The sequence below is a fragment of the Bacillus sp. SN1 genome, assembly GCF_002796895.1.
Classification (GTDB): Bacteria; Bacillota; Bacilli; order Bacillales; family Bacillaceae; genus Bacillus; species Bacillus inaquosorum.
Map to the genome: position 1 here is coordinate 83,863 of NZ_PHIE01000003.1, position 13,435 is coordinate 97,297.

Annotated in this window: 13 protein-coding genes; 9 read left to right on the forward strand and 4 right to left on the reverse strand. The window is 46.0% G+C overall.

Translation table 11 applies throughout. The features are described 5' to 3' along the window. Window position 1 precedes the first annotated feature (1 nt). From rmgQ to CVV77_RS12090, 5 genes are all read left to right on the forward strand, one after another. Entirely contained in the window at window positions 2-1,123 is a 1,122-nt protein-coding gene (gene rmgQ / locus CVV77_RS12070) for an unsaturated rhamnogalacturonyl hydrolase (protein WP_142397324.1), read from the forward strand. After that, window positions 1,120-1,623, forward strand: a complete 504-nt coding sequence (locus CVV77_RS12075; RefSeq protein ID WP_100275504.1) for a lipoprotein YteS — start codon at window positions 1,120-1,122, stop codon at window positions 1,621-1,623. Before rmgQ ends, CVV77_RS12075 begins: the two co-directional genes overlap by 4 nt. A gap of 12 nt (window positions 1,624-1,635) precedes the next feature. Beyond that, a complete protein-coding gene (locus CVV77_RS12080) occupies window positions 1,636-2,922 on the forward strand; it encodes a Gfo/Idh/MocA family oxidoreductase (RefSeq protein WP_003237958.1) in 1,287 nt (428 codons plus the stop codon). 21 nt (window positions 2,923-2,943) lie between these two features. Continuing rightward, window positions 2,944-3,612: a YesL family protein gene (locus CVV77_RS12085; RefSeq protein ID WP_100275505.1), complete on the forward strand. Its 669-nt coding sequence runs from the start codon at window positions 2,944-2,946 to the stop codon at window positions 3,610-3,612. Window positions 3,613-3,679: 67 nt separating this feature from the next. Then, window positions 3,680-3,862 (forward strand): sporulation protein Cse60, encoded by a 183-nt coding sequence (locus tag CVV77_RS12090; protein WP_003223398.1) that lies wholly within the window; start codon window positions 3,680-3,682, stop codon window positions 3,860-3,862. A 36-nt stretch (window positions 3,863-3,898) separates the two neighbouring features. On the opposite strand, the gene opuD is transcribed toward CVV77_RS12090, so the two are convergent. Both opuD and CVV77_RS12100 read right to left on the reverse strand, forming a co-directional pair. Beyond that, window positions 3,899-5,437 (reverse strand): glycine betaine transporter OpuD, encoded by a 1,539-nt coding sequence (opuD, locus tag CVV77_RS12095; protein ID WP_029316884.1) that lies wholly within the window; start codon window positions 5,435-5,437, stop codon window positions 3,899-3,901. 188 nt (window positions 5,438-5,625) lie between these two features. Further along, window positions 5,626-6,888 carry a BaiN/RdsA family NAD(P)/FAD-dependent oxidoreductase gene (locus CVV77_RS12100; RefSeq protein ID WP_029316883.1) on the reverse strand — a complete coding sequence of 421 codons (1,263 nt, stop codon included), beginning with the start codon at window positions 6,886-6,888 and terminating at the stop codon, window positions 5,626-5,628. Between the two features lie 205 nt (window positions 6,889-7,093). On the opposite strand from CVV77_RS12100, the gene murJ reads away from it, so the two are divergent. Both murJ and CVV77_RS12110 read left to right on the forward strand, forming a co-directional pair. Continuing rightward, window positions 7,094-8,728 carry a lipid II flippase MurJ gene (gene murJ / locus CVV77_RS12105; RefSeq protein WP_100275506.1) on the forward strand — a complete coding sequence of 545 codons (1,635 nt, stop codon included), beginning with the start codon at window positions 7,094-7,096 and terminating at the stop codon, window positions 8,726-8,728. Window positions 8,729-8,796: 68 nt separating this feature from the next. Next, a complete protein-coding gene (locus CVV77_RS12110; RefSeq protein WP_019259212.1) occupies window positions 8,797-9,516 on the forward strand; it encodes a pseudouridine synthase in 720 nt (239 codons plus the stop codon). Window positions 9,517-9,635: 119 nt separating this feature from the next. On the opposite strand, the gene CVV77_RS12115 is transcribed toward CVV77_RS12110, so the two are convergent. Then, window positions 9,636-9,857: a DeoR family transcriptional regulator gene (locus tag CVV77_RS12115; protein ID WP_003152337.1), complete on the reverse strand. Its 222-nt coding sequence runs from the start codon at window positions 9,855-9,857 to the stop codon at window positions 9,636-9,638. 287 nt (window positions 9,858-10,144) lie between these two features. Between CVV77_RS12115 and CVV77_RS12120 the strand changes: the two genes are divergently transcribed. Both CVV77_RS12120 and CVV77_RS12125 read left to right on the forward strand, forming a co-directional pair. Next, window positions 10,145-10,855 carry an ABC transporter ATP-binding protein gene (locus tag CVV77_RS12120; protein ID WP_100275507.1) on the forward strand — a complete coding sequence of 237 codons (711 nt, stop codon included), beginning with the start codon at window positions 10,145-10,147 and terminating at the stop codon, window positions 10,853-10,855. Further along, on the forward strand, window positions 10,852-12,009 hold the full coding sequence (locus tag CVV77_RS12125) for an ABC transporter permease (protein ID WP_100275508.1): 1,158 nt from the start codon (window positions 10,852-10,854) through the stop codon (window positions 12,007-12,009). Before CVV77_RS12120 ends, CVV77_RS12125 begins: the two co-directional genes overlap by 4 nt. 38 nt (window positions 12,010-12,047) lie before the next feature. Here the strand turns inward: CVV77_RS12125 and pbuO are convergent, their stop codons facing one another. Further along, on the reverse strand, window positions 12,048-13,346 hold the full coding sequence (gene pbuO / locus CVV77_RS12130; RefSeq protein WP_003237938.1) for a hypoxanthine/guanine permease PbuO: 1,299 nt from the start codon (window positions 13,344-13,346) through the stop codon (window positions 12,048-12,050). Window positions 13,347-13,435: the final 89 nt, after the last annotated feature.

The following is a 13,435-nucleotide window of genomic DNA, read 5'->3' on the forward strand; positions in this document are numbered from 1 at the left end:
GATGGGATCAATGGATCAATCAATCGCTGTAAAATCGCCTCTTACGTACGCGGAGGCATTGGCAAAAACCATTATGAACACGTACACAGTGGAGGAGCTGCCGCCTGCAAACCGCTGGCACTACCATCAGGGTGTTTTCTTATGCGGTGTATTGGGGCTGTGGGAAGCAACCGGGCAAAAGCGGTATTTCGAGTATGCAAAGGCCTATGCAGATCTCTTAATTGATGATTATGGCAATCTATTATTCAGAAGAGATGAGCTGGACGCCATTCAAGCGGGTCTTATTCTTTTTCCATTATACGAGCATACGAAGGATGAACGGTATGTAAACGCGGCAAAAAGGCTGCGCGGTTTATATGGAACGCTGAACCGGACGTCTGAACAGGGGTTTTGGCATAAGGACGGCTATCCTTATCAAATGTGGCTTGACGGCTTATACATGGGCGGGCCGTTCGCACTGAAATATGCGAATCTGAAGCAGGAGCCGGAGCTGTTTGATCAGGTCGTGCTGCAGGAGTCGCTGATGAGAAAGCATACGAAGGATTCAAAAACCGGCCTCTTTTATCACGCCTGGGATGAAGCGAAAAAAATGCCTTGGGCCAATGAAAAGACAGGCTGTTCTCCGGAATTCTGGGCGCGTTCCATCGGGTGGTACGTCATGTCTCTTGCTGACATGATTGAAGAGCTGCCGAAGAAGCATCCAAACCGTCACGTGTGGAAAAAAACGCTGCAGGACATGATTGAAAGCATCTGCCGCTATCAAGACAAGGAGACGGGGTTATGGTACCAGATCGTTGATAAGGGCGACAGGTCCGATAACTGGCTGGAAAGCTCAGGATCCTGTCTGTACATGTACGCAATCGCAAAAGGAATCAATAAAGGATATCTAGACAGAGCTTACGAAACAACACTGTTAAAAGCGTATCAAGGTTTGATTCAGCATAAAACCGAAACGGCAGAAGACGGTGCGTTTCTCGTCAAAGATATATGTGTCGGAACGTCAGCCGGTTTCTATGACTATTATGTCAGCCGCGAAAGAAGCACAAACGATCTGCACGGGGCCGGTGCGTTTATTTTGGCTATGACAGAGCTGGAGACTCTTTTTAGGTCAGCAGAGAAATGATGACAGGTATACGTACGGCTTTGTGTGTGATTGTCTCAGTCCTCTTTTTGGCATCATGCTCAAGCAGGCCGGACGGAATGCATGTCATCCTCTTTTCTGATATGCGGGCAGGCGTACAGGAAAAAATAAAAGAGGCTGCTAAGCAGAATACCGGGAAGGTGGATATCTTTCCAGCCTATCCGGAAAAACTGCTGACTGAAATCACCGCTCATGAGGGAGATGTCTTCATCGTGCCTGAAGACATGTTTCAAGCTTACGATGATCCGGAAAATTTTCAGCCGTTAGACGAATTGCCATTGGACAAAACATCTCCTTATACAGCTGTTGATCAAAAAACGGGAGAAAAAACAGTCTATGCCGTTCAGATTGAAAAAGGGGGAAAACAGCTGAACGGCTATTCTTTTCGATTAAATCGCAATATGGCGGCGTTTATCCCTGTGTACGCTACAAAAACAGAGGAAGCGCTGCAGCTGATTTCTCAACTAACTGAAGTCCGATAGAGGTGAGGACCATTGAAAAACATCGTCATTTGCGGATTGAGCAGCAGAGCTCTCAGTATGTTTATCAAACCGCTGATGGAGCGGTTTTCAGCACATTATCAGATTACGGGATTGCTGGATGCCGATCCAAAACGTTTTGCCGTTTGCAAAAAGAAGTTTCCCGAGCTTTCCCGCGTGCCGGAGTTTAACGAAGACGCTTTTGATGAAATGATGCGCGTTTCAAAGCCTGATATCGTCATTGTGACAGGCAGAGATGACACACATGTCACATATATCTTAAGAAGCCTTCAGTGGGATACGGATGTGATTACAGAAAAACCAATGGTGACGACGGTGCAGGATGCGAATCGGGTGCTTGGGGCGGAGGCGAAAAGCAAAGGGAAAGTCATCGTCGCGTTTAACTACCGCTACAGCCCGTTTCATCGGAAAATTAAAGAAATGATTCTGGACGGAAAAATAGGCAGGGTAACCTCTGTTGATTTGAATTGGTATATTGATACGTATCACGGCGCCAGCTATTTTAAACGCTGGAACCGATCGAGGCCATTTTCAGGCGGTCTTTCTGTCCATAAATCAACACATCACTTTGACCTCGTCAATTGGTGGCTCGGGCAAAATCCGGCGGAGGTATTTGCTTATGGCGCCCTGAATTACTATGGGCCGGACAGTGAGTGGAACCCGCTGCCGGAAGAAGACGGGCGTTTTTGCGGGACGTGCCGGGTTAAAGAAAAATGCCATTACTATTCAAGATGGCATCCCCGCTCCTCCACAGCTTCTGTTAAGGATGATCATCTCCAAGCGGGAGACCAGTCCAGCTTATATACTGCATACAGGCCAGACGCGTGTATTTTTGACGAGGAGATTGACATCGAGGATACGTACGTGGCGGCGGTCAAATATGACGGCGGCGCGCTTTTAAGCTACTCGATCATATTCTCCGCCCCGTATGAAGGCTACCGGCTGACGATCAACGGCACAAAAGGGCGTATCGAATCAAATGAATTTCACGAGCCTTCCAGAATTCCGTTTGCTTTTCCTGAGCAGACAATTGAATACTATCCGCTTTTTGAATCAAAGCAGACCATACAAGTGGTCAAAAACGAGGGCGGACACGGCGGAGGCGATCCGCTTTTGCTTGAAGATCTTTTTTTAGGAAAAGATCCGCTGCGCCGCTATGACATTTTAGCCGGGGCTGAAGCAGGAGCCTACTCCATCGCGGTCGGTGAGGGAATGTGGCGCTCTGTTGCCGAAAAGAAGCCGATCGACATTAAGAGGCTTTTTCAGATGCAAAATGCATAATGCAGAAAAGGAGGGGCCGCCGTGGAGCATGATGGTTCAATGGGGCGGGTGCTGCGCTTTTGCGAGTGGGTCATGAGATTTGCGTATACAAATTTACTTTGGCTGTTTTTTACGATGATCGGTCTCGGGGTGTTCGGCATCATGCCCGCGACCGCAGCTTTATTCGCTGTCATGCGGAAATGGATCCAGGGGCAGGACAACGTTCCTGTGCTGCAGACTTTTTGGCGGGAATACAAGGCTGAGTTTCTCCGTTCTAATCTGATCGGCGCTGTACTGGCAGTGATCGGATTGATCATTTATATCGATTTGGCCTTTATTTATCCGAGCCATTTCCTTCTGTATGTCCTGCGCTTTGCCATTATGATATTTGGATTTTTGTTCATATCCATGCTTTTTTATGTATTTCCTTTGCTTGTCCATTTTGATTGGAAAAAACGTTTGTATGTGAAGTTTTCGCTCTTGCTCAGTGTGGCGTATTTGCAATATACGCTCGTCATGTTTGCGCTGACTGTCGCTCTCTTTTTCCTGCTTGCGTACCTGCCTGGCATTGTCCCTTTTTTCAGCGTCAGCCTGATCAGCTACTGTCATATGCGAATGGTTTATGCTGTGCTGCTGAAAGTGGAGCAGCAACACGGCGAGCCGCAGAGGAAACACCAGACACGGGAAGCTTTGTATCCGGAGACGAGGTGATCATCATTTCTCTATCATAACGCTGTTCCAAACGGAATAGATTGATAGAGAAAGGAGAGCGGATAAGATGCTGAAGGTGGCGGTATTTGATGAAGAGCATGAAAAAGACCTACAGACGGAAATCAATTCATTTCTAAAAGGGATATCGGAGGAGCAGCTGATTGATATCAAATATACGGTTTCGGCGGCGTGCGACCCAGACGGCGAGCAGCTTTACTGTTTTTCCGCCCTTATTTTATATCGCAAATAAAAAGATCTTTCCGCGGGCGCGGAAAGATCTTTTTTGTTAATAAGCCTTTTTCACTCTTGGACTTCTCGGTTTATCGATTTTCTCCGCTTTTCTGATCTCTCTTCGTTCTTTTGAGAGTGATTTATAGAGAGCGGCAATCATCAGCAGGATGACGATAGAAAACGGCAGTGCTGCCAGAATCGCTGTGTTTTGCAAAGCGGCAAGCCCGCCGGAATATAGGAGCACAGCCGCCATGGCGGACTGAATGATGCCCCAGCTGAGTTTCACAGAGTTCGCCGGGTTTAATGAACCGTACGACGTCTGCATGCCCAGCACGAATGTCGCTGAATCAGCAGATGTGATAAAGAATACAGCGATCAGAACCAATGCAAGGATCGATGTCACCATTGTCAGCGGATAGTGATCAAGTGTTCCGAACAGCATCGTTTCAGTTGACATCTTTGCCACATTGAACGTGCCTTTCTGCTGAAGATCCATGGCTGATACGCCAAAAATAGAGAACCATAGAAATGCCAAAATACAAGGTGTCACCAAGACGCCGATTAAAAATTCGCGGATCGTCCGGCCTCTGGACACACGGGCGATGAAAATGCCGACAAATGGTGACCAGGAAATCCACCATGCCCAATAGAAAATCGTCCAGCCGTTAATCCATTCGCGTTTTTCAGGATCGTTCGGTGCCAGTCTGAAGCTCATTTGAACGATATTTTGAATATATTGTCCGATAGAATCTGTAAATGAGTTCATAATCAGCACAGTAGGCCCGACGACGAGCATAAACAGCATTAACAATCCGGCCAATACCATGTTGATGTTGCTCAGATACTTAATGCCTTTTCCGAGTCCGCTCCACGCAGAAAGTAAAAAGAGCACTGTCACAATGGCAATTAAAATAAATTGAACGGCAAAGTTATTCGGAATGCCGAACAAATAATTCAAACCGCCGTTAATTTGGGTTGCACCGAGACCAAGACTCGTCGACACCCCGACAACAGTGGCGAAAACAGCAATACAGTCAATCAATTTGCCGATCGGGCCGTTTACTTTATCGCCGAGAATCGGTGACAGCGTGCTGCTGATTAATCCGGGAGCGCCTTTACGGAATTGGAAATAGGCGATGCATAATGCCACGACGGCATAAATGGCCCAAGCATGCAGACCCCAGTGGAAAAACGTATAGCGGAGCGCATCTCTGAAGGCTTGGGAGGTTTCTGTTTCACCTGATGGAGAGCTAATTGCGTAATGGCTGATCGGTTCAGCCGCACCATAGAATACTAAGCCGATTCCCATACCTGCGCTGAACAGCATGGCAAACCATGATAATAACCCGAATTCCGGTTTTTCATCGGGTTTTCCGAGTTTGATTTTTCCGATCGGGCTGAAAATCAAAAAGAGACAGAACCCGACAAACAAAGAGACAACTAAAAGATAATACCAACCAAATGAATTGGTGATAAATGCTTGTGCGGATTGAGACACGTTTTGCAGGCTGTCAGGAGAAATAACGCCCCACAATACAGCTGCAGCTGTGATAACAATCACAATCCAAAATACACTAGATATATGTTTCAAAATTTCTCACCCTCTAAATTTTTGTGTACGCCTATATCTTGCTCGTAGGCTTAGTATGGTCGTACGCTGGCAGATCATCCCTCTCTTAAAATTACCCCGCAATCAGGTGAAACAAAACAAGTCTCACCCTAACATGAATGCGGATAATGTTCAAATGTTCGGTTTGTGGTAAGAGTTTAAAAAAGTAATGGTTAAGAACGGGCGAATTGTCCGGCATTGAGCCCCGCAAGTCTGCCTGTGACAAGGGCGGACGTAATATTGTATCCGCCTGTGTAGCCGTGGATATCCAAGATTTCGCCGCAAAAATACAGGCCCTCCATTTTTTTAGATGCCATCTTTTTCGGGTCAATTTCTTTTACAGATACCCCGCCACCCGTAACAAATGCCTTATCAAGAGACAGCGTGCCGTTTGCGAGAACGGTAAACTGCTTGCAGTCCTTTACAAATTGTCTGAAAGGGTCCTTCGGCAGCTCAGAAAACGATACGTTAGGAGAGATGCCGTTTTTTTCGAGCAAGAATAGGAGATAGCGCTCCTGCATCCAAGGCTTCAGTACGTTTTTAATGGCTTTTTTCGGTGCTTCCTTCAGTTCTTTGTACATCTTTTGGAATAGCGTTTCTTCATTGATATCCGGATACAAGTCAATTCTGATCGGCACTTGAGGCTGTTTTTTCAGCTCTTTTACGACAAATTGGCTGCATCTGAGAATGGCAGGTCCCGAGAGGCCGAAATGGGTAAACAGCATGTCCATTTTATGTGTGATGATCGGTTTGCCTTTTTTATTTAACACACTGACGGCGACATCTCTTAGTGATAAGCCCTGAAGTGTTTTTTGCTTAATGAACGGTTCGGAAGATGTGACAGGAACCTCTGTCGGAAACAGCTCTGTTATAGTATGGCCTGCGGCTTCAGCCCATTCATAGCCGTCTCCCGTGCTTCCGGTATGAGGCACACTTTTACCGCCGACAGCGATAATGACTGCCTGGCTATGGATCATTTCGCCGTTATTCGTCACAATCCCTGCTGTCTGTCCATCTTCATATATGACAGATTTAATTTTCTCGTTCGTTCTGATCGTTACGCGGAGCTGTTTCAGCCTGTTTAACAGCGCGTCAACGACACTTTGGGCTTTGTCTGTCACAGGAAACATCCGGCCGTGATCTTCTTCCTTCAATTGAATGCCGAGATTTTCAAAAAACTTGATAATGTCTTCGTTATTAAATTCAGAAAACGCGCTGTATAAAAACCGCCCGTTGCCGGGGATGTGCTTAATAATTTCTTCCACAGGAAGGCGGTTCGTCACATTGCAGCGGCCGCCCCCGGAAATCGCGAGTTTTCGGCCTAATTTATTTCCTTTATCTATCAGCAAAACATCAGCGCCCTGTTCTCCTGCTGCAATTGCAGCCATCAAGCCTGAAGGGCCTCCGCCAATTACGATTACGTCATACTGTTTCATCTTTATCATCAACTTTCTTTTTCCATTTCGTATGCGAACACCCCGTCCGCAGTACTATTATAGCGAAAGAAAGCCTCTCCTTAAACGTCTTTTGCCGCGAACCTGAATCGTTCACAAGATTGCTTTTGTATTTATTACCGTCTAAATGCCCAGTTGTGGTAAAATAGAAAAGTTGAATCTTCGTAGAAAATGGTGATGAAGAAACATGTCAAGCAAACTGTTAAGAGGCACGTTTGTGTTAACGCTCGGTACATATATATCACGGATTCTGGGAATGGTCTATTTAATTCCTTTCAGCATTATGGTCGGGGCGACAGGCGGTGCATTATTTCAATACGGATACAACCAATATACTTTATTTTTGAATATTGCTACGATGGGCTTTCCTGCTGCCGTTTCTAAATTTGTTTCCAAATATAATTCCAAAGGGGATTATGAAACAAGCAGAAAAATGCTCAAGGCGGGCATGTCGATTATGCTTGTCACAGGAATGATTGCCTTCTTCATTCTGTATTTATCAGCTCCTATTTTTGCGGAAATATCGCTGGGAGGCAAGGATAATAACGGCCTGACAATTGACCATGTCGTTTATGTCATCCGCATGGTCAGCTTAGCGCTTTTGGTCGTGCCGATTATGAGCCTTGTCCGCGGATTCTTTCAAGGGCACCAAATGATGGGGCCGACAGCCGTTTCCCAAGTCGTTGAACAGATTGTCCGCATCATCTTTTTATTAAGTGCGACATTCTTAATTTTGAAGGTTTTCAACGGCGGCCTTGTGATCGCTGTCGGTTATGCGACCTTCGCAGCGCTGATCGGTGCCTTCGGAGGACTGATCGTGCTGTATATTTATTGGAACAAACGGAAGGGCAACCTATTGGCGATGATGCCGAATACGGGGCCGACAGCAAACTTAAGCTACAAGAAAATGTTTCTCGAGCTGTTCAGCTATGCCGCACCGTATGTTTTTGTAGGACTAGCCATCCCTTTGTATAACTATATTGATACAAATACGTTTAACAAAGCAATGATTGAAGCCGGCAATCAAGCCATCAGCCAGGACATGATGGCGATTCTTACCCTGTATGTGCAGAAGCTCGTCATGATCCCGGTTTCCCTTGCAACTGCTTTCGGACTGACATTAATTCCAACGATTACTGAATCGTTTACAAGCGGAAACTATAAACTGCTGAATCAGCAGATTAACCAAACGATGCAGACGATCCTGTTTTTAATTATTCCGGCTGTTGTCGGGATCTCTGTATTGGCAGGGCCGACGTATACATTCTTTTACGGGTCAGAAAGCCTGCATCCTGAACTGGGGGCCGACATTCTGCTTTGGTATTCGCCAGTTGCGATTTTGTTCTCTTTGTTTACGGTCAACGCAGCCATTCTGCAAGGAATCAATAAACAAAAATTTGCGGTTGTCAGCCTTGTGATCGGCGTTGTGATCAAGCTTGTGCTGAATGTTCCGCTGATCAAGCTGATGCAGGCTGACGGTGCGATTTTAGCAACGGCGCTTGGATATATCGCTTCGCTTTTATACGGATTTATCATGATTAAGCGCCATGCAGGCTATTCGTACATTGTATTAGTCAAACGGACAGTCTTGATGCTGCTATTATCAGCGGTAATGGGAATAACCGTAAAAATCGTGCAGTGGGTATTAAGCTTCTTTATTTCCTATCAGGATGGTCAGGTGCAAGCTGCGATCGTTGTGGTGATTGCGGCCGCTGTTGGCGGAGCTGTCTACCTGTATTGCGCCTACCGGTTAGGATTTTTGCAGAAAATATTAGGCCGCCGTTTGCCCGGTTTCTTAAAGAGAGGCAGACATGCCGGCTGATGAACAAGATATGAAGAAATAGAGGGCTCGCATGCTGCGGGCTTTCTTTTATAAAGGAGAGATTAGGAATGAGGCTTGATAAGCTGCTTGCCAACAGCGGATATGGTTCCAGAAAAGAAGTCAAAGCCGTTGTGAAGGCGGGGGCTGTCATGGTTGACGGCAAACCGGCCAAAGATGTAAAGACGCACGTTGATCCTGATACGCAGGAGGTAACCGTTTACGGAGAACCGATTGATTACCGAGAGTTCATTTATCTCATGATGAATAAGCCGCAGGGAGTGCTGTCGGCTACTGAGGACAGCCGGCAGCAAACAGTGGTTGATCTGCTGACGCCGGAAGAGATGAGATTTGAGCCGTTTCCGGCCGGCAGGCTTGATAAAGATACAGAGGGCTTTTTGCTACTCACAAACGACGGCCAGCTTGCACATCGGCTTCTATCGCCTAAAAAGCATGTTCCAAAAACGTATGAAGTCCATTTAAAATCACAGATTTCGCCGGAAGACATCTCCGATTTGGAAGCGGGTGTCTACATAGAAGGCGGCTATAAAACAAAGCCGGCAAAAGCGGAAATCAAAGCAAACGACAACGGCAATACCGTGATATACCTGACGATTACAGAAGGAAAATACCATCAGGTCAAGCAGATGGCTAAGGCTGTCGGCAATGAAGTGATTTATCTGAAGCGGCTTTCGATGGGGCGTGTTTCCTTGGATCCTGCCCTGGCGCCGGGAGAATACCGTGAGCTTACAGATGAAGAACTTAAGTGGCTGAACGAGCCGCAAGCATGAAAAAACCCCGCATACCGAATGCGGGGTTTTATTTATAAGCACACAAAAACAAGGCTCAGAAGTTTCTTCGCCCCGTATCTATCAGGCCGCTCTCAGGCGGCCCTATGTAATTTTCAAATTTATGAGGTAATCTTTACTTTCTTTCTCGTTGTCTCCCACTTGCCACGGCTTGGACTATGAACAAGATCATTGTATGCCAACACATTTAAGTCTCTTTGAATCGTTCTAGGTGTAATGCCGAATTCGTCAACCAGTTCCTGTGTTGTCACAAGACCTTTTTCTTGGATAAACATGTAAACTGATTTGATTCGAGTTAGCATACGGTTTGTTGAAGGTTTCAAAAAACCACTCCCTATCATAAGATCGGATGGACTTGACTAACCACAACTCACGACTATCAACTGCGTACGAAATAGCAACAAAGGCAGACATCTATCGTTTTAGATAATTCGCCCTCATTATACACGATATCGCAGTGATGAATCTAGGGATAACTCCTATTAATTTTTTCCAATTTTAGTTGGGCAGCCATCCTTGTTGGATTACTATGTATTCCGGCTCAATATTATTATGCTTAAAGAAACTTTTTTTATTCTGTTTCGTAGTAAATTTTGGAGGTGGGTGAGATTTGACAAAATTACTTGAAGCTTCGATAGAGCAGGCCGGGTACACAAGCCGAAAAAAAGTGCTCACCGATGTGTTTTTGGAAGTCGGAAAAGGGGAGCTTGTCGGGTTAATCGGAGCTAACGGCGCCGGAAAAAGCACCGCAATCAAGGCGATACTCGGCCTCTCAGAAGACTTTAAAGGGCATATTGCCTGGAATGACTGTTCATTTGCATATATTCCGGAGCATCCGTCCTTTTACGAAGAATTGACGCTGTGGGAGCATTTGGACCTGATCAGCACGCTGCACGGTATTGAGGAGAGTGAATTTGCGCCTCGGGCCGAACGCCTGCTGCAGACGTTTTCGCTTGATCATGTTATGCATGAGCTGCCTGTCACTTTTTCAAAAGGCATGCAGCAAAAATTGATGCTTATACAGGCTTTTCTCTCTAAGCCGGATATGTATGTGATCGATGAACCATTTATCGGCCTTGATCCGATATCGACGAAACGCTTTGTGGACATGCTTAAGGCTGAAAAAGAACGGGGAGCCGGCATCCTTATGTGCACACACGTACTCGATACCGCAGAAAAAATTTGCGATCGGTTTTACATGATTGAGAAAGGGTCTTTATTTCTCCAAGGCACGTTAAAAGACATTCAGGAGCAGACTGGATCAGAGGAGCAGTCATTGCTTGACTGTTTTTATCAGGCAGTCCAAGGTGATCGGTTATGAACGGCCGATCGCTCTTTTTTCGAAGGCTACTTGACTATTACAGGTATCAGTTTAAGGTATTGCATGCGGTCATTGACTGGACAGTCGCTCTCTACATTGTTTTGCCGGCGCTTGCTTTTGTCATCTACCAGTATATTGATTTGATGAACGGAAGAGGCCTTTTTTATGAGTGGTCTGAGGTGTTGGAATGGAGATGGCTGTACGCTGTATGCGTGCTGATCGTGTGTACCGGCTCGATCCATACGTTTTTAATGGAAGCGGACAAAGTGTTTTTGCTGCAAAAGAAAGAGATAATCTATCAGCTAAAACGGCATGCGCTGGTGTATTCTTTTTTGGTCACGCTGGCCAAATGGCTACTGCTCTTTTTCATTGTCCTTCCCTTTATCAGTCATTCTGTTCATATCACATTGGCAGAAGGCACAGCTCTATTGTGTTACCTGTTTGGTCTTCATACATTCTTTTTATCCTTAAAGCAAGACAGGATCAGAAAGCCGCGCTCCATTTCGAGACGGATTGCCGATATTCTTCTCAGAGCTGTTCTTTTCTCTGGTTCTGCTGTCCTGATCGTTTTCACTGAGTGGCGTTTGCTTACGCTCATTGGCATTTTGTTTTTGATTGTTGCATTCGTCCGCGGTTTGACAAAGGCAGCTTCGTTCTCGGCTTTTGAAGCAGAGGTGACTGAAGAGAAAAAAAGCAGGCTTGCGCTTGCCGGGCTTGTGATGATGATGAGCCAGGAGGCGGGAATCCCGAAAGTGAAAGACAGGATGAGAAGAAAACCGTTATTATACCGGAATTCAAGAAGGATATTTAAAAGTCGAACCATATGCACTGGCTATAAGGAATTGTTTTATAAAGTCATGCTGAGGAATGGCGAGTATACGAGGCGGATGTACATGCTGTTGTCAGCAGTCATCATTCTAATCTTTATGACCCCGATTTGGCTGAAGCTGATTGCGCTGCTGGTGTATACAATCGTTTGCCGTTATATCCTTACGCTTATCTTTGACAAAGTGATGGATGCGCCTATTTTAATTGGAGCCGATAAGGAAAGTGATGAGTATTACCGGGCCAGAAAAAGCTGTATACACACGCTGCATTATGCGTTTGTCGCCTGCTGTTTTTTTGCGGCCGCTGTCTCTTTATGGTTTACATAAAAAACCCAAACGGCTGGCGTTTGGGTTTTCTGTATGTGTTATAAAATAAACAGCTGGATGAAAAACAGAATGGCGAAAATAATGACGAGCGGATGAATCTCTCTCCATTTTCCCCGCGCTGCTTTTACGATCGGATATGAAATAAAGCCAAGCGCAATTCCTGTAGAAATGCTGGATGTCAAAGGCATGGCCAGAATGACGAGAAACGCTGGAAATGCCTCGTCCATCTCTTTCCAGTTCATATTGGAAACCGAGCCCATCATCAGGCTGCCGACAATAATCAAAGCAGGAGAGGTGATGGCGGCTATGCCGGACAAGGCGCTGACAAGCGGACTGAAAAACATTGAAACCGCAAACATCACCGCAACAGTCAAAGCCGTAAGCCCAGTTCTTCCCCCGGCTGCGACACCAGCGGAAGATTCGATAAATGCAGTCGTCGGACTTGTGCCGAAAACAGCTCCTACTGTCGTCGCCGTTGAATCGGCAAGCAGCGCTTTTCGCACGTTCGGAAGCTTGTTGTTCTTCATTAGCCCGGCTTGCTCTGCAACACCGATCATCGTGCCGGTCGTATCAAATATCGTTACCAAAAGAAAAGAAAAGACAACAGCGTACAGGCCGTGGTGAACGACATCGCCAAAAGCGGAAAACGGATTTGAGATGATCAATCCTTCCGGCAAATGAGGAAGCGACATAAAACCCTTCGAAAAATGCAGCTGGCCGGTAAAAAAGGCGATCAAAGCGGTAGCTGCCATTCCGATAAATAAAGCGCCGCGTACATTCAGCACCATCAGAACCACACTGATCAAAAGGCCGATCAGCGTTAAAATAACACCAGGTGAATGCAGATTGCCGAGAGTAACCAGATTTGACTCATCAGCCGCCACAATTCCCGCCTGCCGCAAACCGATAAAAGCAATAAACAGCCCGATCCCTGTTGTGATCCCGTATTTTAAATTGTTTGGAATCGCTTCTATAAGTTGTTTTCTTAAAGGCGTTAACGATAGAATAATGAAGAGAACCCCTGCTGTAAATACTGCGCTGAAAGCTGTTGCGTATGTGATGCCGCCATCGCTTGCGCTTACGACATGAAAGGCTAAATAAGCGTTCAAGCCCATGCCGGGCGCAATAGCAATCGGATAATTTGCTGCCAGGGCCATCCACAGCGTTCCGACAATGGAGGCAATAATCGTTGCGGTGAAAACCTGGTCGAAAGGAACTCCGGCGTTAGCCAGAATGACCGGATTAACCACGACGATATAGACCATTGTGAAAAAGGTCGTCAGCCCTGCTATGATTTCTTGCTTTATGGACGTTTGCTGCTCTTTTAGATGAAACATAGTATCCTCCAATTACGAACGTTTTAACAAAACACCATTAATATTATTCGTTTTATTTGGTTTTTGCAAGTCATTTCTTGCGGAAAGGG

Coding starts and splice junctions, on each gene's coding strand:
- rmgQ (WP_142397324.1), top strand. CDS start 2: ATGGGATCAATGGATCAATCAATCGCTGTAAAATCGCCTCTTACGTAC.
- CVV77_RS12075 (WP_100275504.1), top strand. CDS start 1,120: ATGATGACAGGTATACGTACGGCTTTGTGTGTGATTGTCTCAGTCCTC.
- CVV77_RS12090 (WP_003223398.1), top strand. CDS start 3,680: ATGCTGAAGGTGGCGGTATTTGATGAAGAGCATGAAAAAGACCTACAG.
- CVV77_RS12100 (WP_029316883.1), bottom strand. CDS start 6,888: ATGAAACAGTATGACGTAATCGTAATTGGCGGAGGCCCTTCAGGCTTG.
- murJ (WP_100275506.1), top strand. CDS start 7,094: ATGTCAAGCAAACTGTTAAGAGGCACGTTTGTGTTAACGCTCGGTACA.
- CVV77_RS12110 (WP_019259212.1), top strand. CDS start 8,797: ATGAGGCTTGATAAGCTGCTTGCCAACAGCGGATATGGTTCCAGAAAA.
- CVV77_RS12125 (WP_100275508.1), top strand. CDS start 10,852: ATGAACGGCCGATCGCTCTTTTTTCGAAGGCTACTTGACTATTACAGG.
- pbuO (WP_003237938.1), bottom strand. CDS start 13,346: ATGTTTCATCTAAAAGAGCAGCAAACGTCCATAAAGCAAGAAATCATA.